The following is a 24,360-nucleotide window of genomic DNA, read 5'->3' on the forward strand; positions in this document are numbered from 1 at the left end:
GCTCGGCGACGGCGCTTGCGCCGCGCACCCGGCTGCGTGTCGTCGGGCTAGTTCAGTCGCTCGACGGCGGCGGCGATGCGCTCGTCGGTGGCGGTGAGCGCGATGCGGACGTGCTCCGCACCGGCGGGCCCGTAGAAATCACCGGGCGCGGCCAGGATGCCGCGGTCGGCCAGCCAGTCCAGCGTGGTCCGGCATGCTTCGCCCCGAGTGGACCACAGGTACAGACCCGCTTCCGAGTGGTCGACTCGGAAACCGGCCGCTTCCAACGCTTTCCGCAGCACATCGCGCCGGGCGCGGTAGCGCTCCCGCTGCTGTGCCTCGTGCGTGTCGTCACCGAGCGCCGCGGTCATCGCGCTCTGGATCGGATACGGCACCATCAGGCCGGAATGCTTGCGCACCTCGAGCAGCTCGGCGACCAGCGCGGGATCGCCCGCGACGAAACCGGCCCGGTAGCTGGCCAGGTTCGAGGTCTTCGACAGCGAATGCACGGCAAGCAGATTCGTGTGGTCGCCACCGGAAACCTCGGGGTCGAGGATGGAGACCGCACGGCCTTCCCAGGTGAGTCCGAGATAGCACTCGTCCGAGGCGACGATCACGTCGCGCTCGCGGGCGAATTCGACGACCTTGCGCAGGTGCTCGACGCCGAGCACGCGGCCCGTCGGGTTGGCCGGGGAATTCACGTAGAGCAGCGCGGGCGTGCGCGGACCGAGCTGGGTGAGCCCGTCGGCGCGCACGATCTGCGCGCCGGCCAGCAGCGCGCCGACCTCGTAGGTCGGGTACGCGACCTCGGGAATGACGACCAGGTCCGCCGCGCCGAGGCCGAGCAGCCGGGGCAGCCCGGCGATCAGCTCCTTGGTGCCGATCACCGGCAGTACGGCGGCCGCGTCCAGCCCGGTGATCCCGAACCGCCGCTTCAGCGCGTCCACCACGGCCGCGCGCAGTTCCGGCGTGCCGTGCGTGGCGGGGTAGCCGGGCACCGCCGACGCCGCGTTCAACGCGGTGCGGATCAGCGGATCGACCGGGTCGACCGGCGTGCCGACCGACAGGTCGACGATGCCGCCGGGATGCGCCGCGGCCTTCGCCTTCGCCGAAGCGATGGTGTCCCAGGGAAAATCGGGAAGCAGGCTGCTGACCCGGGTACGCGTGCTCACGGCAGAGCTACTCGCTCGCCATCGGCGGGAGTTCCTTGATGAACGGCGGGTCGTAATCGACCTTGCCGACCTTGGTGGCGCCGCCCGGCGAACCGAGCTCGTCGAAGAAGTCGACGTTGGCGTTCACGTATCCGCTCCACTGGTCCGGGGTGTCGTCTTCGTAGAAGATCGCCTCCACCGGGCACACCGGTTCACATGCACCACAGTCCACGCATTCGTCGGGATGGATGTACAGCATGCGACCACCCTCGTAGATGCAGTCCACGGGGCATTCCTCGATGCATGCCTTGTCCTTCACGTCAACGCACGGTTCAGCGATGATGTACGGCACTGCCGTTCTCCTAGTCTGTCCTCACCTTGCGGGGATAGTCCGCCCAGCGAAACACTATCCGGACACCCCACGCTACTCCGGGTCAGCCTTGCCTAACTTCTGATGTTCCGCACGCCACTGCTGGTGCGCGAATCCACCCGCCGAACCGGGCCGCTGGCGGAGGCGTCCCCCGTGGGAGCGGGTCCGTTCCCCCTCGGATCAGGCCGATCCGCCGGGTTGCGGCGGATCGGCCACGATCCGACTTCGATCGCCACACCGGGTCTCGGCTATCGCCGGTGGACGCCGTCAGCAACAGCCTACGCCGAGCCCACCGACAACGGCAGGGCCGAAACCTTGTGCTGCGGAACGCCGTACGTGGTGGTCCGCTCGCGGGCCGGACGGCCGATCCCGGAGGCGATATCGACCAGCTCCGCGACGGTCTTGGCCGAACCGTGCTGCGAGCCCGCCATCCGGGAGATCGTCTCCTCCATCAGCGTGCCGCCGAGGTCGTTGGCGCCGCTGTTGAGCATGACCCGGGTTCCGGTGGTGCCGAGCTTCACCCAGCTGGTCTGGATGTTGTCGATCCGGCCGTGCAGCATGATCCGGGCCAGCGCGTGCGCGGCGCGGTTGTCCCGGTTCGTCGGGCCGGGCCTGGCCGCGCCGGCCAGGTACAGCGGGGCGCTCTGATGCACGAACGGCAGCAGCACGAATTCGGTGAAACCGCCTGTCTCGTCCTGGATTCCGCGCAGCACCCGCAGATGTCCGACCCAGTGCTTCGGGTTGTCCACGTGCCCGTACATCATCGTCGAACTGGAGCGCAGCCCGACCTGATGCGCGGTGGTGATCACCTCGATCCACGCCGAGGTGGGCAGCTTGCCCTTGGTGAGCACCCAGCGCACCTCGTCGTCGAGGATCTCGGCGGCCGTGCCCGGAATGGTGTCCAGGCCCGCCTCCTTCAGCGCGACCAGCCAGTCCCGGATGCTCTGCCCGCCGCGGGACGCGCCGTTCACGATCTCCATCGGGCTGAAGGCGTGCACGTGCATCGAGGGCACCCGCTGCTTCACCGCGCGCACGATGTCGGCGTAGCCGGTGACCGGCAGGTCGGGATCGATACCGCCCTGCATGCAGACCTCGGTAGCACCGTCGACGTGCGCCTCCCAGGCCCGGTCCGCGACCTCGTCCATGCTCAGCGTGAACGCGTCCGCGTCGCCCTTGCGCTGGGCGAACGCGCAGAACCGGCACCCGGTGTAGCAGATGTTGGTGAAGTTGATGTTCCGGTTCACCACGTAGGTGACGTCGTCACCGACCGCGGCCCGGCGCAGCTCATCGGCCAGCGCCGCGACGGCCTCCAGGTTCGCGCCGTCGGCCGTGGCCAAGGCCAGGTAGTCGGCGTCGCTGAGCCCGGCCGGATCGTGCTCGGCGGCGCGCAGCGCGGCGAGCACGTCGGAGTCGAGCCGTTCCGGTGCCGTGACGGCCAGGTCGCGCGCCTGTTCGCGGATCGTGTCCCAGTCGCCGAACGCGCCGACCACATCCTGGCCGAGCGCCGAATCGCTGCGGCTCTCGGTGTTGCGGCCCTCGGTATCGATCGAGGTGTTGAGATCCACCCGGCCCGCGGACTCCCAGGACTGGTCCGGCTCCTGCCAGGGCAGGCCGACCGGCATCGCGTCCGGGTTCGCCAGGCCCGTCGCCGGATCGCTCAGCGCCGCGACGTGCACGCCGATCCGCGGATCGATCCACGGGCTGCCCGCGCGCACGTACTTCGGGTGCGCGGAGGTCCGCTCGACCAGCTGGTAACCGGCCGCCTCGGTGATCTCCCGCAGCGTGTCCAGGTTCGGCCAGGGCCGCTCCGGATTCACGTGATCGACCGTGACCGGCGAGACGCCGCCCCAGTCATCGATGCCCGCGTCGATCAGCGCGAGACAGTCCTCGAGCGACACCAGGTTCGGCGGCGCCTGCACCGGCACATCCGGGCCGAGCAGCAGCCTGGTCACCGCGATGGTGGCGAGGAACTCGTCGATGCCCGCGTCCGGCACGTCGCGCATCGCGGTGTCGTCCTTGGCCCGGAAGTTCTGGATGATGACTTCCTGGATATGCCCGAAAGCCTTGTGCTGCTTGCGGATCGCCATGATCGACTCGGCCCGCTCCAGCAGCGATTCGCCGATGCCGACCAGGATGCCCGTGGTGTAGGGCACCGAGAGCCGGCCGGCGTCGGTGATGGCGCGCAGCCGGACCGCCGGATCCTTGTCCGGGCTGCCGTAGTGGCAGTTGCCTTTCTCGGTGAACAGGCGGGTCGAGGTGGTCTCGAGCATCATGCCCATCGACTGCGCGACCGGCTTGAGCCGGGAGATCTCCGCCCACGACATCACGCCCGGGTTCAGGTGCGGCAGCAGGCCGGTTTCCTCGAGCACCATGATCGAAACGGCGCGCAGATAGTCCAGCGTCGAGTCGTAGCCGCGCTCGTCGAGCCACTGCGCGGCCTCCGGCCAGCGGTCCTCGGGGCGGTCGCCCAGCGTGAACAGCGCTTCCTTGCAGCCGAGCGCGGCGCCGCGGCGCGCGATGTCGAGCACCTCGTCGGGCTCGAGGAACATGCCCTTGCCCTCGGCGCGCAGCTTGCCCGGGACGGTGACGAAGGTGCAGTAATGACACTTGTCCCGGCACAACTTGGTCAGCGGGATGAAGACGTTGCGCGAGTAGCTGATCGTCTTCGGCCGTCCCGCCGATTCCAGCCCCGCGTCGCGCACCCGGGCCGCGCTGTTGCTCAGATCCTTCAGGTCGTCGCCGGTGGCGTGCAGCAGCACCGCGGCCTCGTCCACGTTCAGCGTGACGCCGTCGCGCGCCCGGCGCAGCGCGCGCCGCATGGCCGACGGGGAGGGCGGCGGAGTGGGGATGCTCGGGTTCGGCAGTTCCGTCACGGCTTGGCCTCGCTGACGCTCGAGGCGACCGCGGCGGGTCGTGCGGTGCCTATGGTTCCTTCGCTACGCTCAGTCACGGTTTCGATCATGCGCTAACCATCCGGACCTGTCTCCTTCCGAAGCCGTTGAGCGAAGACAACCCCGCTCCGCATCACAGTATTCCGGCGTCCGGACCCGCTGCCGGTCACCGACAAGTTCCTGTCACGGGGGCGGCAACGGCTGTGCCACGCGGCAATTCCGCTCCGGGTAGCACGCCGATCCGGCGTCCGGCATGGAACCATGGCAACCATGTCGTTGCCGCGCACGATCATGGCCGATCCGGCCTGGCGTCCCAGTCCCAAGGCGAAACTGCTGTGGACCGTTCAGGCCGTGCTCGCCTGGGTGGTGCCGTTCGCGGCGCAACTGGTGTGGGCGGTGCTCGACTCGGCCCACCGCGGCTGGCAACTCGTGGTGTTCCTGGTGACGCTCGCGCTCGCCGTGCTGAACATCGTGGTGGTGCCGTGGTGGCGGTACGCGGTACACCGCTGGGAGGTCACCGACGAGGCGGTGTATACCCGGGTCGGGTGGCTGAGCCAGGAGAGCCGGGTCGCGCCGATCTCCCGGGTACAGACCGTCGACACCGAACGCGGCCCGCTCGAGCGCCTGCTCGGCCTGGCGACGGTCACCGTGACCACGGCGTCGTCGGCGGGCGCGGTGCAGATCTCCGCGCTCGATCTCCCGGTCGCCGAGGAGACGGTGACCCGGCTGACCCGGATCGCCGCACAGCACCGCGGAGACGCGACATGACCGACGTCGCGGCCGTCCCACCGGAGACGGATCAGCCGTGGTCCCGGCTCGACAAGCGAATGTTGCTGGTACACCCCGTCACCGAGGTGGTGAAGTTCATCCCGGTGCTGATCGGCTCGGTGATCCTCGGCACCAGCAGCGGCAACCATGTGTGGAGCGTCATTCCGCTGGCGGCGATCGTCGGGTTCGCACTCACCCGCTGGTTCACCACCACCTACCGGGTCGGGCCGACCCATGTCGAGCTGCGCACCGGATTGATCCAGCGCAAGAAGCTGTCGGTGCCGCGGTCGCGGATCCGCTCGGTGGATATCGAGGCCGACCTCTTGCATCGGCTGCTCGGCCTCGCCGTGCTGGCCATCGGTACCGGGCAGCAAGCGGATTCGGGCGAGAAGTTCAAACTCGACGCGCTCGACGCACGCCTGGTTCCCGACCTGCGCACCGCGCTGCTGGCGCACACCGCCGCGGGTGGCACCGCCGGTGACCTGGCGTATCACGATGCGGGACAACAGCTTTCCGCCGACGGACCGGTCACCGACGCGCAGGACGCACGACCCGCGCAGGAGATCGCGCATTGGCAGCCGCAGTGGGTCCGATACGCGCCGCTGTCGTTGACCGGTTTCGCGATCATCGCACCGATCGTCGGTATCGCGTTCCAGTACGGCATCGGGCAGCTGCTGGTCCGGTCGGACACGGTGCAGCGGGTCGAGAACGGCGGCGCGGTGGTACTCGCCCTCGGTGTGTTCGTGTTGCTCGTGCTGGTGGTGGCCGTGGTCAGCCTCGCGGCCTGCGCCCGGTATCTGACCACGTATTTCGGCCTGAAAGTGCTCGACGACGGGCGCACGCTGCACCTGCGGCACGGCCTGTTCACCACTCGCCAGATCACCCTGGACCTGGCCCGCTTCCGCGGCGCGACGGTGAACGAACCGCTGCTGCTGCGCCTGTCCGGTGCCGCCGAACTCGAGGCGATCATGGTCGGCGAGAACCCACGGCAGAAGATCCTGCCGCAGGCGCCGCGTGCGGCGATCGAACACACCCTCGGACACCTGCTCGCCCCGGACACGTTCGCGGACAAGCCGATCGGCCCCGCGGTCGCCGGCGGCACCCCGGATCCGGGCAGTGCGCCGCTGCGTGCGCACGGACCGGTCGCGCGGCGCAGGCGATTCACCCGCGCACTCGCGCCCGTCGCCGTACTCGCGGTCGTCATGGCGGCCGTGGCGCTGACCGGCGCACAGTTCTCGCCGTGGTGGTGGCTGGTGCCGGTGCTGCTGGCCCTGGTCGCGGTCCCGCTCGCGCAGGACCGCTATCGCGGCCTCGGCCACACCGTGCTGCCCGAAACCGCAACCAGCCCAACCTGGTTGATCACCCGCTCCGGCGCACTGGACCGGGACCGCGATTGCCTGGAGGCGCCGGGCGTGATCGGCTGGACCGTGCGCCAGAGCTTCTTCCAGCGGCGCGCGGGCGTCGCCACCGTCGTGGCCGCCACCGCGGCGGGCAAGAAGCGCTATCACGTCATCGATATCCCGATCGAGCAAGCCTGGCCGTTGATCGAGGCGGTGACGCCGGGTCAACTCGGCTGACCGGGTCAGCGCTGGGCGAACAGCCCCGAATTGACGCGCAGGTAGACGAAGACCAGCGGCGGCACCAAACCGCAGAACAGCAGCAGCACGGTGCGCCAATCGCTGGCCAGCATGATGTCACCACCCGGGCCGGTGCTCGCGCAGACGAGGAACCCGAAAGTCCAGGCGCCCAACGGTAAGAACATCGCCGCGGTCCGGGTGGAGACCGACCGCGCGCCGAGCACGAGCAAGACGTTCACCAACCCGGCCAGCACCCCGGTCACCGGGAAGGCGGTCGTGCCCAGATACGCGGGCAGGTACAGCACCTCCAGCGCGAGCGTGAGGAAGGCGTCCAGCACCAGGACGACGAGGATGATCGGGACCAGCGGTAGCGCGGCGGCACCGCTCGATTCGGTCGCGGATGCCACGGCAGCGTGGTCGTCGACGGCGGGCCTCACGGCACCGGCGGGAAGCCGAGCAGGGTCAGCAGATGACTCTGCATCTCCACGAACCCGTGCAGCACGGACAGATACAGCTCGTGTTGCGCGGGCCAGTTCGGCCGCATGCTTTCGACGAACGCGGCGATCGCGTCCTGGACCGACCAGTTGTACATGGCAGCGAGTCTATTCCGGCGGCCCGGCGGGCGGGACCGGCATGATCACTTCTCGCCGTCCATCGGGATGTTGGCGACCACCGGGAACTCACCGGTGTACCCCATCCGCTCCTGCGCGATGGACAGCACCCGCTTGCGCGCCACGAACCAGCCGACGATCAGCATCGGGACGATGATCACCAGCGAGGCCACGGTCCAGGTGCCCACCGGATAGTCGAAACCGGTCAGCACCACCACGAAGAACAGGAACACCAGCGTGAGCAGTCCGGTGTAGGGCGCGCCGAACATCCGGAACGAGGGCCGTTTCACCTTGCCCTGTTTGGCCCAGCGCCACAGCTGCAACTGGCACAGCACGATGGTGGCCCAGGAGGCGACGATGCCGAGCGAGGCCATGTTCAGCACGATCTCGAACGCCCGGTCCGGCACCACACCGTTGAGCGCGATGCCGACGAGGGCGATCAGGCTGGTCAACAGGATGCCGCCGTAGGGCACGCCGTTGCGCCCCATCACACCGGTGAACTTGGGTGCGCTGCCGTTCATCGACATCGACCGCAGGATGCGCCCGGTCGAATACAGACCGGCGTTGAGACTGGAGAACGCGGCGGTGAGCACCACGAGATTCATCACGCTGCCGATGCCCGGCACGCCGAGCATGGTGAAGAAGGTGACGAACGGGCTCTCCTTCGCGGTGTAGGCCGTGTACGGGAGCAGCAGGCCGAGCAGCACCAGCGAACCGACGTAGAAGATCGCGATCCGCGCGATCACCGAGTTGATCGCCCGCGGCATGATCTTGGCCGGGTTCTCCGTCTCACCCGCCGCCGTGCCCACCAATTCGACCGCGGCGTAGGCGAAGACGACGCCGGAGACCACAACCACCAGCGGCAGGACGCCGGTGGGGAACAGGCCGCCGCTGTCGGCGATCACGCTCGGTCCGGTCGGGTGGCCCTGCACGGTGAAACGCCCGATCAGGAAGATCGTGCCGACGATCAGGAACGCGCTCAGCGCGAACACCTTGACCAGCGCGGCCCAGAACTCCATCTCGCCGAACCACTTCACCGAGATCAGGTTGATGCTGAGCACCACGACCAGTGCGATGAGCGCGAGCAGCCACTGCGGAATGCTGCTGAAGCTGGACCAGTAGTGGAAGTACTGCGCGATCGCGGTGGTATCGGCGATGCCGGTCATCGACCAGTTGAGGAAGTACATCCAGCCGGCCACGAATGCGGCCTTCTCGCCGAAGAACTCACGCGCGTAGGAGACGAACGACCCGGACGAGGGCCGGTGCAGTACGAGTTCACCGAGCGCGCGCAGGATGAGGAACGCGAAGAATCCGCAGACACCGTAGACGAGGAAGAGTCCCGGTCCGGCGTTGGCCAGCCTGCCGCCCGCACCGAGGAACAGACCGGTGCCGATCGCGCCGCCGATCGCGATCATCTGCAATTGCCGCGGCTTGAGACTCTTGTGATAGCCGTCGTCTTCGATGCTGAGGTGCGCCCTGTCACCGACCGCTGTCATGAACCGCTTCGCCCTCCACATCGATGATTGAGATCACGGGAACGGTACCCGGCGTGCGAGATCGAGGTAACAGCAACCCTCAGGCTACAGATAAGCGCAGCTCAGCGGCCATTCCAGCACGATTCGGAGATTCCGGTCGAATCCGGCACGAGATACGGCGACGGTCTGTCGCCATCGACGGAAGTTCAGTGATCGAGCCCGGCGAAGAGATCATGTTCGCGGCCATCCGAACCGACCGGTCCCCGCCGACCGCGTACCAGGACGTAGCACTCCTCCGGCAGTACCGGCTGAGCAACATTGTTGGACAGCGCGAACTCCCGGCCCGAGGGCGCCACGGTGACCTGCGTGGCATGAGCCCGCAGCGCCGCGCGTTTGGCGGCGAGCGCGTCCGACACGTCGATCGTGGTCGTCACGGTATGGCTCGGCACCGCGGCCAACTCCCCCTCGGCGGGCAGGCGCCAACCCGCGGGCAAGCGGCCCGGCAGCCCGTCCACGGTGCGTTTGGCCAAAGCGGCGGTGTGCTGGCGCAGCATGTCGGCGTCGGTGACGGTCCAGTAGAACTTCGGTGTGTCCCAGCCGCGATCGGCGGCCGCGTGCACCGCGGCGGTGGTGATCTGGTGTGCGCGAATGTGATCCGGGTGGCCGTAGCCGCCGTTCGGGTCGTAGCCGACGACCACCTGCGGCCGCAGTTCCAGCAGCACCTCGGTCAGCGCGTCCACCGCCTCGGCGCCCGACTGCACGAACACGCGCGGCTGCTGCGCCGCGGGCGTGCCCGCCATCCCGGAATCGCGCCAGTGGCCCGCACCGCCGAGGAACCGCGGCGGCCCGGCATCGAGCGCGGCCAGCGCCCGGTTCAGCTCGAGCACGCGATAGCCGCCGAGCTGATCGGCGTGCTCGGCGGTGAGCTGGGCCCACTCGTCCCCGATCACCTCGCCCTCCTCGCCGAGCGTGCAGGTCACGACGGTGACCGGGACACCGCGACGGCGATAGTGCGCGATCGTGCCGCCGGTGGTGATGGTCTCGTCGTCCGGATGGGCGTGCACCAACAGCAGACCACCCATCACTGGATCTTCCGCCACTGTCCGGCGTCGCCGAAGATGCCGACCTGGATGCTGCCGTTGAGCGAGGCGCCGTCCACCCGCGGACCCGCCGCGGCCACCACGTTGTCCTGGACGATGGGCAGCACGGTGGCCAAGGCCCACAACTTCGGCTCGGCCTCGGCGAGCACCCGGCCCGGATCCATCCCGCGCAGCGCCTCGTCGATCGGCCCCTGCAGGCTCGGATCGCAGACACCGGAAAGGTTGGCGGGCGCCCGGCGTTCCGGCGCGGTGGCCGACGGGGTGGTGCCGCCGGCGGTGGCTTCCGGTGGCGGGCAACCGTATCGGGACGCGAGCACGGTGGCCGGATCGCCGCCCGCGCTCTCCCAGCCGACGATCGCGTCGGTGCTGCCCTCGACCAGTTCGCGCCCGTAGAGCTCGTCGGCCGCGATCCCGCGCACCGTGGCATCGATTCCGGCACTGCGTAATTGGTCCGCGGCGGTGTTGGCCACCGCGATCGCGGTGAGGTCGCCCTCCACCGCGCCGATCCGAATGGTCAGCGACTTACCGTTTTTCGCGATCGGCCGCGGCGTCGGCGCGGGCGAGGTCGGCGAATTGACCGGCGGCGGTTCCGGCGCGCGGCCGTAGCCCGCCTCGGCCAGCAGCGCGAACGCTTCCTCGGCGGGCAGGCGCGGCGGTTCGGTCGGACCGTAGCCCGGGTCGGAGGGCGAAAGTATCTGCGCGCGAATCGGATCCACCCAGCCGCCGGTTTGCGCGCCGACCGTGGCCAGCAGCGCGGGATCGAGCAGCGCGAGCACGGCCCGGCGGACCCGGATATCGCTCACCGGGCCGGTTCGTCCGTTGAGCGCCAACTGCAGCACGCGCGACTGCGGCATGATCGCGGTGCGCACCGACGGGATGGCGGCCAGCTGGGCCCGGGTCGCGACACCGCCGTGCACCAGGCTCATCTGAGCGTCGTTGGTGCGCAACGATTCCGCCAGCTGGGCCGGGGTTCCGCCGCGGCGCAGCAGAATCTCGTCCGGCGCCACCGGGGTGCCCCAGAACCGCGCGTTGCGCTCCAGCAGGATCTCTTCGCGCTGCGGATCGATGTTCTTGATCAGGAACTGCGCGCCGGACACCCGGATGCGCTTGACCCAGCCGTCCTGGAAACCACCGGGCGAGTCCTTCATCAGATGCGAGGGCAGCAGGTTGGTGAACAGTTGCCGCCACGCCGGATACGGCTCCCGCATCCGCACGGTCACCGATTTGCCGCCGTCGGCCGAGTCGATGTCCGAGATCAGCCGGTAGCCCGCGGAATCCACCACGCCCGGCTGGGAAATCATCTGCTGCCAGAGGAATTGGAAATCCTCGGCGGCGATCGGCGCGCCATCGGACCAGTTCGCCTCGTTGCGCAGCGTGTAGGTGATGGTGAACGGATCCTGCGCGGTGACGTCGGCGGCGGCGATGAGCGAGGTGTCGGGCACCCAGTCGGTGACACCCGGCGCGACCGGGCTCGGCACCGGACGGAACGGGCTGGGCAGCACCATCGAGGCCAGCGCCGCGGTGGCGGGCGACTGATCCGAACGCAGGTGCGGGTTGAAGCCGATGCCGATGGTGTCGATCGCGACGACCACGGTGCTCTTACCCGGTTTGGCGAGCGTGGTCTTCGGGCTGTCGGTGCTTTCGATCGGCGGCGGCGGATTCGCGGTACACCCGGCGAACACCGTCAGCGACGCCGTGATGACCAGCAGCATCACGCGCCACGCCGTACTCCGGTGCCGCCGCGGGCTCACGCTGCGCACGCTACCGCGCCGAGCCGCTTCGCACCTTTTTCTACGCCCGCTTTCACGCCTGCGGACTCTACCGCACCGGTCTACCGGAATCCCGGCAACGCCGACCCGGCCGGATAGCGACAATGCGTGCATAAGATCTACGACCACGCGTGGTAATTGCCCGAGGGGCGCACCGGGGCAAACATTCGGCATTCGCATTACTCGGCCGCGACTTCGGTTCGGGCCGTCCGATATTCGCTACCGCGGCCAGGCCCGGACGATCTGTTCGGCAGCGGCAGCCACACGTGCCGGGCGAGTCGTCACCCCGTGTCAGGCCAGGAAGCCACCGTCACCGCGCGGGGTCCGCCGGCGCGACGCATCCTCCCCGAACACGAAACTGCCGCGGCCGGGTAATTCCTGGAACACGAACGCTCGCGCCGCCCGAATAAGCGGCTCCCGCATATAGAACTCGACAACAATCAACCGTCGTATTCGCACCGTAGACACGGGTTGCTGCGGAATATCCGCGCAGCGAAAAGGTTTCGCGGGCAACGCCTGCTCAATTGATCCGATCGGCTGCCCAGAATTTCCGGAGAATTCAACTCGGCCGACCACCGCCGAAAATCCGTGACGGTCCGGCGGGTATTCGGCGAACAGGATTCCGGCGACCGCAGGCGTGCTGCGGCGGCCGGAATCCCGTTGCCCGGGAAACGATTACAGCGCGGCGCGGTCCCGCGCCTTGCGGCGGGACAGGTCCCGGGCGCGCTCGGTCGCGCCGAGCACCACCTTGCGCACCCGGACCACCTCGGGGGTGACCTCGACGCACTCGTCGCCGGCGCAGAACTCCATCGCGCCTTCCAGATCGAGCTGCAGCGGCTTGGCCAGGGTCTCCATCACGTCGGCGGTGGAGCTGCGCATATTGGTCAGCTTCTTCTCGCGGGTGACGTTGATGTCCAGGTCCTCGGCGCGCGGGTTGATGCCCACCACCATGCCCTCGTAGGTGTCCGCGCCCGGCTCGACGAAGAACTGCCCGCGGTCGGCGAGCTGGATCATCGCGAACGGGGTGACCGAGCCCGCGCGGTCGGAGACCAGCGAGCCGGTGTGCCGGGCCCGGATCTCGCCCGCCCAGGGCGCATAGCCGTGCGAGACCGCGTTGGCGATGCCGGTGCCGCGGGTCTCGGTGAGGAAGTCGGTGCGGAAACCGATCAGACCACGCGAGGGGACGATGAATTCCATCCGCACCCAGCCCGCGCTGTGGTTGGTCATCTGGACCATCTTGCCCTTGCGGGCGGCGAGCAACTGAGTGATCGCGCCGAGGTACTCGTCGGGGCAGTCGATGGTGAGCTCTTCGTAGGGCTCGTGCACCTTGCCGTCGACCTGCTTGGTGACCACCTGCGGCTTGCCGACGGTCAGCTCGAAGCCTTCGCGGCGCATCTGCTCGACCAGGATGGCCAGCGCCAGCTCACCGCGGCCCTGTACCTCCCAGGCATCCGGGCGGCCGATGTCGAGCACGCGCAGCGACACGTTGCCGACCAGTTCCTGGTCCAGGCGCGACTTCACCATGCGCGCGGTGAGCTTGTGCCCCTGCACCCGGCCGACCAGCGGCGAGGTGTTGGTGCCGATGGTCACCGAGATGGCCGGCTCGTCGACCGTGATGCGCGGCAGCGCGACGGGGTTCTCCAGGTCGGCGAGGGTATCGCCGATCATGATCTCCGGGATGCCCGCGATGGCGACGATATCGCCCGCCACGGCGAGTTCGCCGGGCTGGCGCTCGACGCCGACGGTCTGCAGCAGTTCGGTGATCTTCACCTGCTTGACGCCGTCGGCGTGCATCCACGCGACGTTCTGGCCCTTGCGCAGCTCGCCGCTGTAGATCCGGACCAGCGCGAGGCGGCCGAGGAACGCGGAGGCGTCCAGGTTGGTGACGTGCGCCTGCAGCGGCGCGGCCGGATCGCCCTTGGGCGCCGGGATGTTCTCCATCAGCACGTCGAACAGCGCGTCGAGGTTCTCCGCATCGGGCGCGTTGCCGTTCTCCGGACGCTCCTTCGACGCCTTGCCCTCCCGGCCGGAGGCGTAGAGCACCGGCAGGTCCAGGGCCAGTTCGGCGGCCTCGGCGGCGGCGTCGTCCAGATCGGAGGCCAGGTCGAGCAGCAGGTCGTGGCTTTCCTCGACGACCTCCTCGATCCGCGCGTCCGGGCGGTCGGTCTTGTTGACGACCAGGATCACCGGCAGCGACGCGGCCAGTGCCTTGCGCAGCACGAACCGGGTCTGCGGCAGCGGGCCCTCGGAGGCGTCGACCAGCAGCACGACACCGTCGACCATGGACAGGCCGCGCTCGACCTCGCCGCCGAAGTCGGCGTGTCCGGGGGTGTCGATGACGTTGATCACGGTGACCGAACCGTCCGGGTGGTGCCGGTGCACCGCGGTGTTCTTCGCGAGAATGGTGATGCCCTTCTCGCGTTCCAGGTCACCGGAGTCCATCACGCGGTCGACGAGTTCGGCTCGCTCGGCGAACGCGCCGGATTGCCGGAGCATCGCGTCGACCAGCGTCGTCTTACCGTGGTCGACGTGGGCCACGATGGCGACGTTGCGAAAATCGCGCGCAGACGACACGCTGAATCCTCCTGCTGTTAGGTGTAGGTACCGGCCGACCCCTGCAAACAGGTGGAGAATCGAAACTCACCGGGCATTGCGGCCGTCTATACAGTACCTGTGTCCGGCTCACCGCAGAGTTTCAGGCACTCGACTTAGGGTATGCTAACCGGCGTGGGCAAGGTCAAAGCAAAGCAGGTTTCGCGCCTGAAACCCAAGAAGAAGTGCTGTCGCAAGAAGACGCGCTGCCTGAAATGCCCTGTGGTCATTATGCGGATGAAGAAGTGCGAAGCCGCAGGCATCTGCGGTAAAGACCTGAAAAAGGCGCTCAAGGTGGCGCGCGCCGCCTGACCCCACGCGCGGCTCGGCCGCCCCGCCCACCGCGTCGCACCCGGTCTGTCCCGCAATGACGGACATCACTTCGCGCACAGGAGTAGAACCGGGTTATGAGCAAGCCATTGCTGACCGAGACCGAACTCGCCGAGGCCCTGACCGGACTCCCCGAATGGTCCAGAGACGGTGCCGTCATCAGCCGTACCGTGCAAGCGCCCAGCTTCCTCGCGGGCATCGAACTCGTCCGGCAGGTCGCGACGGCGGCCGAGGACGCCAACCATCATCCCGATATCGACATCCGCTGGCGCAAGGTGACCTTCGCGCTGTCCACCCACGACTCCGGCGGGCTCACCGTGCTCGACATCGATCTCGCGCGCGAGATCGATCGGCGGGCGGGCGAACTCGGCTGAGTCCGCGAGCGCGCGCCGTGGCTACGCGGCGCGCGCCTGCCCTTCGGCCGTCGTCACCGCCGGCGCCGCCGGCTCGGTCCGGTCACGCCCCGTCCAGATCACCCAGACGAACAGCACCAGCGCGCCGAACACATTCACCGTGCCGAGCCAGGCGAGCACGGCCGGGCGCGGAATGGTCCAGATCGAATCCTGGAAGAACGACAGCACCCACGGCACGCCGATGAGCGTGGTCACCAGCCAGTAACCCGCGATGAGCTTGGCGCCCCGGACCTCCCGCAGCGGCCCGTACAGCAGCCACAGCACCGTCGGCACCAGCCACACCCAGTGGTGCGACCAGGAAATCGGCGAGACGAGCAGCCCGAAGAACTGCACGAGCACCAGCGTGCCCATGCGGTCGTCCGGCGCGAGCGCCCGCCACGCCAGCACCGCCAGCACCGCGACGACCAGCACCCCCGCCAGCCACCACGGCCCGGATTGCACGTCGTAGCCGAGGATCCGGCTCAGCGCGCCACGCAGCGACTGATTCCACACCGAGCCGACCGGCCCGATCCGATCGGCGTCGCCGAGCAGGGTGCCGAAGTAGCGCCGGGCCTCGTGCGGCGCGATCAGGAAACTGAGCCCGACCGTCGCCCCGAACACCAGCGCCGAGCAGACCACGGCGGCCCAGCGTCGGCGCGCGACGAAATAGAGGCCGCTGATCGCCGGAGTCAGTTTGATCCCGGCGACGATGCCGACCAGGCCACCCGAGATCCACCAGCGCGAACTGCGCACCGCGAGCATCGCGCCGAGCACCAGGAACACGTTGACCTGGCCGTAGTCGATGGTGGTCCGCACCGGCTCCATCCACACCCCGACCGCGGTCCAACCGACCACGCCGGTCTGCCACTCGCGGGCGCGCTCCGCGCCGAGGATCAGCTCGATCGCGATACGCACCACGCCGTAGAGCGCGGCGACGGTGGCCAGCAGCCAGCCCACCGAGACGACGCCGAAAGGCAGATAGTGCAGCGGGAAGAAGACCAGCGCGGCGAAAGGCGGATAGGTGAACGGCAGCGGGAAGTCCGGCGTCTTCTCCGCGTAGGTGAAGTCGTAGAGCCGATCGGTCAGCAGCGCGGCCGAACCGTCCACGTAGACGTGCAGGTCGACGACGTTGCTTCCGTTCTCGGTGAACAACATCCAGCACAGCCTGGCCAACACGGACAGGCCGAGCGCGAGCACGGCCCATCGAAGGTGACGGTTCAAATCGCAGGCTTTCGACTCGGGTACGGTGCGTCGGCCCGACACTCGCATGATGCGGGTGTTCGGCGACAAGAACGGATGGCTCGGATTAGATTAACCGCAGCGTCGATCTGTGCTGCTCCGACCTCGAATCACTGATAACATTTGCATCACCTTTCACACCAGTAACATCCTTCACGCGCTACCGTCTGATATCACTGATCGTCCGCACGACCTGTAGGGCACTGCCGCTGTACACATAGCCGTGATGTCCCTAGAGTGACCCCCGAAACGATGGCTTTTCAGCATCGACCCAGATGTACCCGAGGTAAGGACGGCTAGACCAGTGCTTCGCACCCGAGGATCGCGGATCGCATTGTCCGCGCTCGCCATTGCGGTGAGCGCCACGCTTGCCGCGCCGACGACAGCAGTCGCCGCGCCCGCGCCCGCGCCTGCGGCGACTCCGAACGCCGTGCCCATGGTCCCCGAGGGCGTCCCGGTCGACGCGCTCGCCGCCCTGGCCCCCGCCATCGTCGGCTCGATCGCCGGGCCCGCCGATATCGCGGCCGGTCCGCAGTCGGCCATCCTCGATCAGGCCCGCAGGCTGCTGGCGACACTGGGCCTGCCCCCGCAGATCAAGTCCACGCTGGAGCGGATCATCACCTTCCTGGACGGCAGCGGCGGCGGTGGCCCCGAACTGCCGCAGGAGGGTCCGGTCATCGCCCAGTTCCTCTACCCGACCATCGGCAAGGGCTGCATCGGCCCGACCGCCGACTCCGTCGGTACCGCCCTCGCCGTCGCGGGCCCGGCGCAGCTGCCGCCGCCCGGACCGAAGGCGGGCCAGGCCGGCTTCGTGTTCACCGCGCTCGGCACCAAATCGCCGACGCCGGAACAGAACCCGCCGATGTCGGTACAGTGGATGAACCTGGACACCCGCCAGTCCGGCATCCTGCCGCTCACCGACGAGGCCAAGATCAACCCGGGCGGCCCGGCCACCCTGTCCGCGATCGCCGACACCGGCGCCGGGCGGATCGTCGCGGTGATCTCCGGTTCGCTGACCACCCAGGCCGCCGACGCGGAACCGCGCACCTGCGCGTTCCTGCCCACCTTGGGCTTCTTCACCGTCGCATAGGTTTTCCGAGTACGAAGGCGGCGTCCCATCCGGGTCGCCGCCTTTGTCGTTCCCGTGCCAACCCGGCGGCGAAACGCCGCGATGACCTGTGCCTGCTCGCCCGATGTGGTAGACCGCTAACCATGGCGACGATCGAACACTCGATACGGCCCGGCCACTCGATTCGGAGCAGGCGCTCCCATCGATCGATCCTGTCCTTCCGGTCCGAGGGCTCCATACTCTCCATCGGCTCGGCCTACTCGATCCTGTCGATCGGCAGTGTCGGCTCGGTGCTCTCGATCGGGTCGGTGGGGTCGTTCGGCTCGGCGCTCTCCTCGTTCTCGTTCACCAGTCTCGGCTCGGCGTTCTCCGGGCTCTCGCGCTGGTCGCTGTTCTCCTGGCTCGGCGACCACGAAGCGCCCGATACCCGGCCCGCGCTGCGCGTCGTCCCCGACGACGAACCGGACCTGCGCGTCGCCCCGGTCACCCACAGCCAGACCTAGGCAGCCCTCATTAGCGCGTAGCGGTCACCACTGGCCGAAGTCGTCGTGCAGGATGTTGTTGAGGTCGATGCCGATGCCGTCCAGCGAGCGCTTGTCGATCTCGAACTGGTGCAGGTCGGCGGCGGGGTGCACGAAGCCCTTCGGCGTGCCCCAATTGTGCTGCCAGTAATAGGTGGCCAGGCCTGCGGCCGTGGCCAGCTCGATGGTCGGCGCATTGGCGTACATGCCGGTGTTCTCGCGGCCGAGCACCTCCTGCCAGCCGAGCAGGTAGGGCGCGATCATCGTGGTGAACTCGACCGGATCCGGATTGTCGTCGATCGACGCGTAGATCGGCACGCCCTCGGGACCGCCTGCGGCGCGGTGCAGTTCGAGCCCACGCTGTGCGTGCTTGATCCCGGCGTCGAAGCCGCCCCGCCAGTCCGCGGTCGGCCCCTTGCCGAACTGGTAGCAGGACACGATGTGCAGTCCGGCGTTGTGCAGCTGGTCGACCTCGTTGGCCAGCAACGGTTTACCGATCATCCATTCCGCGCCGGGGCGGCGATCCGAGACGTAGCGGATCACGCCGAGATGCCCGGCCTCCTTGATCCCCTGCGCCGAGGGCACCCCGCCCGAGTAGTCGATCAGCGTGCCGAGCGATTGCCGTGCGGCGGCGGGCGCGGCGGCCGCAGTCATCCCGAGCGCGGCCGTGGCGGCGGCATAGCCGAACAGGCGGCGGCGGGACAGGGACATCGAACGCATCGCAGGACTCCTTCGCGCAACCCCGACCATGGATGGCAGTGCTCACTCGGCCCTTCGCAGGCGTCGTGGCCGACCCGGCGCACCTTCCCCATACCTTTACCCGCGCGCCGGGAGCCTCGAACGTGCACTCATTTCACCACAATCACAGGGGAACCGCTAGACCCACGGGACACAGCTGTTCACATTGGTCACACGCTCGAGTGGGTCGAGCAGGGGTTACGCGGTGCCGTCGATGCGGGCCGCGACGTCGATGGTCCGGCCGGAGCTGTCCGCCAGCTCCTTACCGACGACCCCGGCGACCTGCGCGATGACCTGCTTCTTGATGCCGGCCAGGGCGCCGAGCGTGGCCGCGCGCACGCCGTGCGCCTTGAACTCCAGCCGGATCTCGTCCCGATCCGGCGGTGGCACGTCGATGACGACGAGCAGCGGATCGGCGGCGCGCGCCGTCAGCACCAGCGGCACCTCGACGTCGGCGCGATAGCGGTTGGCCTTGAGCACGTCGACGGTGATGTCCAGGCTGACCGGCAGCGTCAGGTCGAAAGCCCGTGGGGTATCGGCCTTGTCGGCCAGCTGCGGCACCCGGATGGCGCCGCGCACCGTCACCGTCGCCGCGTTGCGCGGCCCGGTCTTGAGCGGGCCGACCTCGATCGGCCGTCCCGCCATCTTCTCCACCACGTGCAGCACCCGATCGCGGGTGACGATGCGGGAGAAGAAGCGGTGCCCGAATTCGTCGTAGCCGATCCAGTCGAATGCGGCCTGCTCCCGATACTCGGACCGGGTTCCGCTCACCAGCGCTTCCACGTCGAACACGCGCGCGCGACGGGCCTGCGGATCGGCGAGCATGCCGTTCACCCGGGACGCGACCTCCCGCTGCACCAGGCCCGCGATCGGATCGAGCAGCATTTCCAACGCCGAATCCTCGGCTTGGGCCCGCAGCACGAAGCTGATGTCGCGCTGGGTGATCGGCGGAATATCGATGACGATCAGCAGCGGGTCGGCGGTGCGCGCGTGCAGGGTCAGGTCGACCTCGACGCGCGCCTCGAGCCGCAGCTTCTTACCGCCCAGCATCACCTTCAGCGCCAACGACACCGGCACGGTGACCTCGAACGTGACATCGGGGCCGCTGTGCAGCACCTCCGGCGTGCCGACCTTGCCCTCGGCGACGAATCCGGCGAGCCCGGCGGGGCCGAGGGAGAACGGCCCGATCGTCATGCCGCGCCCGGTCACGCCGGCCACCGCGGCCTCGACCCGGTCCTTCGTCACCGCGTGCGTGACGAAGCGCTCGCCGAAGGCGGCGTAGTCGATCCACTCGGGATCGCTGCTCGTTTCGTCGGTCGGCTGCATCAGTTGTTCCGGAACCTCACCACTCGATGGACATCCGACACGGTACGCGACCGACATTGCCCGGAACTTGCGCGCGGCTTAACCCGAGATCCCCGTCCTGTCGATGAGGGGGAGACAGGGCGGGGACCGGCGACGGCGCTGCCGGGCGCCGCCGCTTCTATCGTAGAACTAATTGCGCACCTGCTGGAATGCCTGTTGCCGCGCAGTGGCCGCGGCGGCGTTCACAACCGCCCGAATCCGACGATCCCCGGCACCTCCGCGAGCCGGAACGTATGCAGGCCGATTTCACCGAACTCGTTGCCGCCCAACGTCGTCACGGTGTCCGCGTCGGTTTTCAGCACGATGTTGGTGTGCTGGTTGAACGGACTGGCATCGCTGTAGAGAATCACGTCACCGGTGCGCGGCCGATAGTCGCCGAAACGGACGAATCGGTCAGCGCCCGCGTAGAACTCCTGCAGGGTGTAGACGCCGGGGATTCGCCACGAGCCCGAATTCGGGTTGGCCAGCGGTACGCCGGACTCGCGCATCACCCAGCTGACGAAGTCGGCACACCACGGTTCCCGCACCCCCTCGGCATACTTCTCCCCCGCGCCCGGCGACCGGAACTCCCGCTCCGCGACCGCGATCACCCGAGCTTGCGTCGGGTCGAGAGCCGAACGATCGATCGCGGGGAACGCGGTGAGCCGCTCGCCCGCGATCGCGGGCGGGTGCGTGCGGTCCTGCCACCACCGCACACCGACCACTCCTGCGGCCAGTAGCGCGACGGCGAGCACCGCGGCCACCAGCCAGAAACGCACGCGCCCGCGCCGAGCCACGGCATCGATCTGCTGTTCGGACATCAATTCCCCCGGTTCGTCGCGGTCCCGTTGTTCGCGACCCTTGCCGAATTCTACGAATGGGCGGACCGAACGGTTCCCGGCGAAAAACGATTTGCTGCTTCATGGGTACCTCAGGTAGATTTTCTAGCACCCCGCTACAGAATGGTAGACAATGGGACTGAACATCAAGAACGAGAAGGTGCACGCCTTGGTGCGTGAAGCAGCGGAGCGGACGGGGTTGACGCAGACCGGCGTAATCGAGGAGGCACTGAAACGCATGTTGAAAGAGCTTGATGCCGAGCGTGAAGCGGCACGGAAAACCCGCAGGCAGCGCCTGTGGGAGATCGTGTCCGATATCGACGCACGGATGACACCCCAGACCCGGGCGGTGCTCACCACCGACGATCTCTACGACGACGAGGGGATGCCCGCATGATCGTCGACGCATCCGCGCTACTCGCCATCATCGGCAGTGAGCCCGAGCGAGGGGACTTCATCGACGCACTCGACGCGGCGGAGAGCCGCTCGATGTCGGTGGTCAACCATTTCGAAGTGGCGATCAAGGTCGATCGCAGCCGCGATCCGATCCTGAGTCGCCGATTCGCAGACCTGATCGACGAGGGAGATATCGACCTGGCTCCCGTCTCCGTCGAACAGGCTGCGGTAGCCCGCGCCGCCTACCGCGATTTCGGCAAGGGCAGTGGGCATCCCGCCCAGCTCAACCTCGGCGACTGCTTCGCCTACGCACTCGCCACCGTCACCAAGGAGCCGCTGCTCTACAAGGGCAACGACTTCGTGCACACCGACATCAGATCCGCGGTCTGAGGTCTGGCTGAACCCGGTGGTGCGGCGGCCCGATCCGCCGCACCACCCGCCACGCCGCCCGTATTTCCCTCCCTCGGACGGGAATCCGCGATAGGGTCCGAAAAACCGGGCGACGGGGAGGTACGACCCTGGACACGCTGTGGACCTTCGTAGTACACCGGCGACATCAGCTGCTCATCGACTCCTACCTGCATGTGTCGGCGGTGCTGCAGTCGGTGCTGCTGGCGACGATCGTCGCGGTGCTCATCGGAATCCTGGTGCACCGCAGTCCCCTTGGTTCCTCGCTGTCCACGGCCCTGGCGAGCGCGATTCTCACCGTGCCGTCGTTCGCCCTGCTCGGCCTGCTGATTCCGATTCTCGGCCTCGGCGTCGGCCCGACCATCACCGCGCTGGTGCTCTACGCGCTGCTGCCGATCCTGCGCAACACCATCATCGGGCTCTCCTCGGTGGATCCCGCGGTCACCGACGCCGCCCGCGGCGTCGGAATGAACCGGCTGCGCGTGCTCGCCGCCATCGAACTGCCGCTGGCCTGGCCGGCCATCCTGACGGGTATGCGGGTCAGCACCCAGTTGTCCATGGGCATCCTGGCCATCGCGGCCTACGCCAAGGGGCCCGGGCTGGGCAACCTGATCTTCTCCGGCCTCGGCCGCCTCGGCAGCCCGAACGCGGTGCCGCAGGCACTCGTCGGCACCGTCCTGATCGTCGTGCTCGCACTGGTATTGGACGGGATCTACGTCCTGCTCGGACGTCTCACCACCTCGAGGGGAATCCGTGACTGACACCGAAACCCGTTCCGGCGCCGCCTCGACGGCGGTGTCCGGCGAGGCGATCGTGCTCGACGCGGTCACCAAACACTATCCGGGTCAACGTGATCCGGCCGTCGACCGGGTGTCCATGACGATCCCCGCCGGTGAGATCGTCGTGCTGGTCGGCCCGTCCGGCTGCGGCAAGACCACCACCATGCGGATGATCAACCGGTTGATCGAACCGACCTCGGGCACCATCACGATCGGTGGCCGCGACGCCGCCTCGATCGACGCCGACCAGTTGCGCAGGGGCATCGGCTATTCGATTCAGCAGGCCGGGCTGTTCCCGCACATGACGGTCGCCAAGAACGTCGCCACGGTGCCCGGGCTGATCGGCTGGGATCGCAAGCGGATCGCGGCCCGCACCGACGAAATGCTGGACCTGGTCGGCCTCGATCCCGACACCTACCGGCACCGCTATCCACGTCAGCTCTCCGGCGGCCAGCAGCAGCGTGTCGGCGTGGCCCGCGCGCTCGCGGCCGACCCGCCCGTACTGCTGATGGACGAGCCCTTCGGCGCGGTCGACCCGATCACCCGGGGCCTGCTGCAAGACGAATTGCTGCGCCTGCAAGGCGAACTGGGCAAGACCATCGTCTTCGTCACGCACGATTTCACCGAGGCGGTCAAGCTCGGCGACCGCATCGCCGTGCTGGGTAGCCGCTCGCGCATCCTGCAGTACGACACACCCGCCGCGATTCTCGCCGATCCCGCGGACGAGACGGTCGCCGGTTTCGTCGGGGCCGACGCGTCACTCAAACAGTTGACCCTCACGCGGGTACAAGATGCCGAACTCGCCCAGTGCCCGACCGCCGTCGAAGACGAACCGGTGGATGTCCTGCGCACCGCACTCGCCGAACGGGACTGGCCCTGGGCGTTGATCCTGGACCGGCAGCGGCGGCCGCTGCGCTGGGTCTCGACCGATCATCTGGCGCACGCGAACTCGTTGCGCGACACCGGGTTCGCGATCGGCGAGCCGCTGTCGCTGCGCTCCACCCTGCAGGACGCGCTGGAAGCGCTGCTCGCCGACCAGACGGCGAACGCGGTGGTCACCGGCAAACGCGGCGAGTACGTGGGGCTGATCACCATCGACACCCTGGTCGCGCACCTCTCGGCGATGCGGGCCGAACACGGCTCCGGCAGCACACCCGGTCGCGACCGGATCCCCGAAAACCCTGGTCCCACAGCGGGTGACGCGCCATGACCGCGACCACCGGCACCGCACCGACCGTCGCCGGTCCCGCCGCGCAGCGCCGAGCCGAGCGGATCCGGTTGATCGCGCAGCCGGTGCTCGTCGTCCTGCTCACCGCGGGAGTGCTGGTGTGGGCCTTCGCCAGGGACCTGACCGTCACTCAGCAGGCGAGTCTGAACACCAGCAATATCGTGACCGTCACCTGGCAGCACATCCTGATCACAGCCACCGTGGTGCTGATCGTGGTGGCGGTCGCGGTGCCGCTCGGCACCGTGCTCAGCCGACCCGGATACCGCCGCGTCGCACCGCTTTTCGTGGGCATCGCGAATATCGGCGCGGCCGCGCCCGCGATCGGCCTGATCGTGCTGTTCTATCTCGCGACCCGCACCACCGGGTTCTGGATCGGGGTCGCCCCGATCGCGTTCTATTCGCTGCTTCCGGTGCTGCGCAACACGATCCTCGGCTATCAGCAGGTGGATCGGACGCTCATCGATGCCGGCCGCGGTCAGGGCATGTCGGCGGCGACGGTGTTGCGCCGCATCGAGTTTCCGCTCGCGGTGCCTTACATCCTGGCCGGGCTGCGCACCTCGCTGGTGCTCGCCGTCGGCACCGCGACGCTGTCGTTCCTGGTCAGCGCGGGTGGTCTCGGCATCTTGATCGATACCGGCTACAAGCTGCGCGACAACGTCACGCTGGTGGTCGGCGCCGTGCTCGCGGTGGCGCTCGCGCTGCTGGTCGACTGGCTCGGCGCGCTCGCCGAACAGTTCCTCGGGCCGAGGGGGCTGCGGTGAACCGGCGCTGGCGGGGCCTGGCACTCGCGACCG

25 protein-coding genes are annotated in these 24,360 nt (G+C 68.5%); 11 read left to right on the forward strand and 14 right to left on the reverse strand.

The genetic code is table 11. The features are described 5' to 3' along the window. Positions 1-47 precede the first annotated feature (47 nt). From dapC to NVU01S_RS22560, 3 genes are all read right to left on the reverse strand, one after another. Positions 48-1,151, reverse strand: a complete 1,104-nt coding sequence (dapC, locus tag NVU01S_RS22550; protein ID WP_043665958.1) for a succinyldiaminopimelate transaminase — start codon at positions 1,149-1,151, stop codon at positions 48-50. Between the two features lie 7 nt (positions 1,152-1,158). Further along, positions 1,159-1,482, reverse strand: a complete 324-nt coding sequence (gene fdxA, locus NVU01S_RS22555) for a ferredoxin (protein ID WP_014987978.1) — start codon at positions 1,480-1,482, stop codon at positions 1,159-1,161. Between the two features lie 296 nt (positions 1,483-1,778). Further along, positions 1,779-4,373 (reverse strand): bifunctional FO biosynthesis protein CofGH, encoded by a 2,595-nt coding sequence (locus tag NVU01S_RS22560; RefSeq protein ID WP_052280283.1) that lies wholly within the window; start codon positions 4,371-4,373, stop codon positions 1,779-1,781. A 288-nt stretch (positions 4,374-4,661) separates the two neighbouring features. On the opposite strand from NVU01S_RS22560, the gene NVU01S_RS22565 reads away from it, so the two are divergent. Further along, positions 4,662-5,159 (forward strand): PH domain-containing protein, encoded by a 498-nt coding sequence (locus NVU01S_RS22565; protein WP_052280284.1) that lies wholly within the window; start codon positions 4,662-4,664, stop codon positions 5,157-5,159. Next, on the forward strand, positions 5,156-6,736 hold the full coding sequence (locus NVU01S_RS22570; protein ID WP_043665964.1) for a PH domain-containing protein: 1,581 nt from the start codon (positions 5,156-5,158) through the stop codon (positions 6,734-6,736). Before NVU01S_RS22565 ends, NVU01S_RS22570 begins: the two co-directional genes overlap by 4 nt. A gap of 5 nt (positions 6,737-6,741) precedes the next feature. On the opposite strand, the gene NVU01S_RS22575 is transcribed toward NVU01S_RS22570, so the two are convergent. The 7 genes from NVU01S_RS22575 to typA all read right to left on the reverse strand — a co-directional run bounded on the left by NVU01S_RS22575 (position 6,742) and on the right by typA (position 14,265). Then, positions 6,742-7,143, reverse strand: a complete 402-nt coding sequence (locus tag NVU01S_RS22575; protein ID WP_043666259.1) for a hypothetical protein — start codon at positions 7,141-7,143, stop codon at positions 6,742-6,744. Between the two features lie 26 nt (positions 7,144-7,169). Further along, the gene (locus NVU01S_RS44260) at positions 7,170-7,328 is read right to left on the reverse strand and encodes a hypothetical protein (protein ID WP_014987983.1); all 159 of its coding nucleotides are present in this window, start codon (positions 7,326-7,328) and stop codon (positions 7,170-7,172) included. Positions 7,329-7,373: 45 nt separating this feature from the next. After that, positions 7,374-8,843: an amino acid permease gene (locus NVU01S_RS22580; protein ID WP_043665966.1), complete on the reverse strand. Its 1,470-nt coding sequence runs from the start codon at positions 8,841-8,843 to the stop codon at positions 7,374-7,376. Between the two features lie 185 nt (positions 8,844-9,028). Beyond that, positions 9,029-9,904 (reverse strand): N-acetyl-1-D-myo-inositol-2-amino-2-deoxy-alpha-D-glucopyranoside deacetylase, encoded by an 876-nt coding sequence (gene mshB / locus NVU01S_RS22585; RefSeq protein WP_043665969.1) that lies wholly within the window; start codon positions 9,902-9,904, stop codon positions 9,029-9,031. Beyond that, positions 9,904-11,634, reverse strand: a complete 1,731-nt coding sequence (locus tag NVU01S_RS22590; RefSeq protein WP_043665972.1) for an ABC transporter family substrate-binding protein — start codon at positions 11,632-11,634, stop codon at positions 9,904-9,906. The genes mshB and NVU01S_RS22590 overlap by 1 nt, the downstream gene beginning before the upstream one ends. Before the next feature lie 348 nt (positions 11,635-11,982). Then, the gene (locus NVU01S_RS43515) at positions 11,983-12,267 is read right to left on the reverse strand and encodes a hypothetical protein (RefSeq protein WP_156522230.1); all 285 of its coding nucleotides are present in this window, start codon (positions 12,265-12,267) and stop codon (positions 11,983-11,985) included. Positions 12,268-12,366: 99 nt separating this feature from the next. After that, positions 12,367-14,265, reverse strand: coding sequence for a translational GTPase TypA (typA, locus tag NVU01S_RS22595; RefSeq protein ID WP_043665975.1), 1,899 nt, complete (start codon positions 14,263-14,265; stop codon positions 12,367-12,369). Positions 14,266-14,418: 153 nt separating this feature from the next. Between typA and NVU01S_RS44265 the strand changes: the two genes are divergently transcribed. Together NVU01S_RS44265 and NVU01S_RS22600 are read left to right on the forward strand one after the other, a co-directional pair. Further along, on the forward strand, positions 14,419-14,595 hold the full coding sequence (locus tag NVU01S_RS44265; RefSeq protein ID WP_086006248.1) for a hypothetical protein: 177 nt from the start codon (positions 14,419-14,421) through the stop codon (positions 14,593-14,595). A 95-nt stretch (positions 14,596-14,690) separates the two neighbouring features. Beyond that, entirely contained in the window at positions 14,691-14,987 is a 297-nt protein-coding gene (locus NVU01S_RS22600; protein WP_043665978.1) for a 4a-hydroxytetrahydrobiopterin dehydratase, read from the forward strand. Between the two features lie 21 nt (positions 14,988-15,008). Here NVU01S_RS22600 and NVU01S_RS22605 read toward each other — a convergent pair whose 3' ends face one another. Beyond that, entirely contained in the window at positions 15,009-16,274 is a 1,266-nt protein-coding gene (locus NVU01S_RS22605) for a mannosyltransferase (RefSeq protein WP_082031905.1), read from the reverse strand. Positions 16,275-16,548: 274 nt separating this feature from the next. Here NVU01S_RS22605 and NVU01S_RS22610 point away from each other — a divergent pair, with 274 nt between their 5' ends. After that, entirely contained in the window at positions 16,549-17,334 is a 786-nt protein-coding gene (locus NVU01S_RS22610; protein ID WP_041563091.1) for an Rv1157c family protein, read from the forward strand. 122 nt (positions 17,335-17,456) lie between these two features. Next, on the forward strand, positions 17,457-17,816 hold the full coding sequence (locus NVU01S_RS22615; protein WP_014987991.1) for a hypothetical protein: 360 nt from the start codon (positions 17,457-17,459) through the stop codon (positions 17,814-17,816). Between the two features lie 24 nt (positions 17,817-17,840). Here NVU01S_RS22615 and NVU01S_RS22620 read toward each other — a convergent pair whose 3' ends face one another. The 3 genes from NVU01S_RS22620 to NVU01S_RS22630 form a co-directional block, all read right to left on the reverse strand. Beyond that, the gene (locus NVU01S_RS22620; RefSeq protein ID WP_175068908.1) at positions 17,841-18,554 is read right to left on the reverse strand and encodes a DUF1906 domain-containing protein; all 714 of its coding nucleotides are present in this window, start codon (positions 18,552-18,554) and stop codon (positions 17,841-17,843) included. Positions 18,555-18,770: 216 nt separating this feature from the next. Next, positions 18,771-19,898 carry a hypothetical protein gene (locus NVU01S_RS22625; RefSeq protein WP_043665981.1) on the reverse strand — a complete coding sequence of 376 codons (1,128 nt, stop codon included), beginning with the start codon at positions 19,896-19,898 and terminating at the stop codon, positions 18,771-18,773. Positions 19,899-20,119: 221 nt separating this feature from the next. Beyond that, on the reverse strand, positions 20,120-20,737 hold the full coding sequence (locus NVU01S_RS22630; RefSeq protein WP_052280286.1) for a CHAP domain-containing protein: 618 nt from the start codon (positions 20,735-20,737) through the stop codon (positions 20,120-20,122). 151 nt (positions 20,738-20,888) lie between these two features. On the opposite strand from NVU01S_RS22630, the gene NVU01S_RS22635 reads away from it, so the two are divergent. The 5 genes from NVU01S_RS22635 to NVU01S_RS22655 all read left to right on the forward strand — a co-directional run bounded on the left by NVU01S_RS22635 (position 20,889) and on the right by NVU01S_RS22655 (position 24,327). Next, a complete protein-coding gene (locus NVU01S_RS22635) occupies positions 20,889-21,152 on the forward strand; it encodes a type II toxin-antitoxin system VapB family antitoxin (protein ID WP_029902130.1) in 264 nt (87 codons plus the stop codon). Next, entirely contained in the window at positions 21,149-21,541 is a 393-nt protein-coding gene (locus tag NVU01S_RS22640; RefSeq protein ID WP_043665988.1) for a type II toxin-antitoxin system VapC family toxin, read from the forward strand. Before NVU01S_RS22635 ends, NVU01S_RS22640 begins: the two co-directional genes overlap by 4 nt. A gap of 128 nt (positions 21,542-21,669) precedes the next feature. Next, positions 21,670-22,320, forward strand: a complete 651-nt coding sequence (locus NVU01S_RS22645) for an ABC transporter permease (protein WP_043665991.1) — start codon at positions 21,670-21,672, stop codon at positions 22,318-22,320. Then, positions 22,313-23,548 carry an ABC transporter ATP-binding protein gene (locus tag NVU01S_RS22650; protein ID WP_043665994.1) on the forward strand — a complete coding sequence of 412 codons (1,236 nt, stop codon included), beginning with the start codon at positions 22,313-22,315 and terminating at the stop codon, positions 23,546-23,548. Before NVU01S_RS22645 ends, NVU01S_RS22650 begins: the two co-directional genes overlap by 8 nt. Beyond that, complete coding sequence (locus NVU01S_RS22655; protein ID WP_043665998.1) at positions 23,545-24,327, forward strand: ABC transporter permease; 783 nt, start codon at positions 23,545-23,547, stop codon at positions 24,325-24,327. The genes NVU01S_RS22650 and NVU01S_RS22655 overlap by 4 nt, the downstream gene beginning before the upstream one ends. Positions 24,328-24,360 lie beyond the last annotated feature (33 nt).

It is taken from the genome of Nocardia vulneris, assembly GCF_001613425.1.
Classification (GTDB): Bacteria; Actinomycetota; Actinomycetes; order Mycobacteriales; family Mycobacteriaceae; genus Nocardia; species Nocardia vulneris.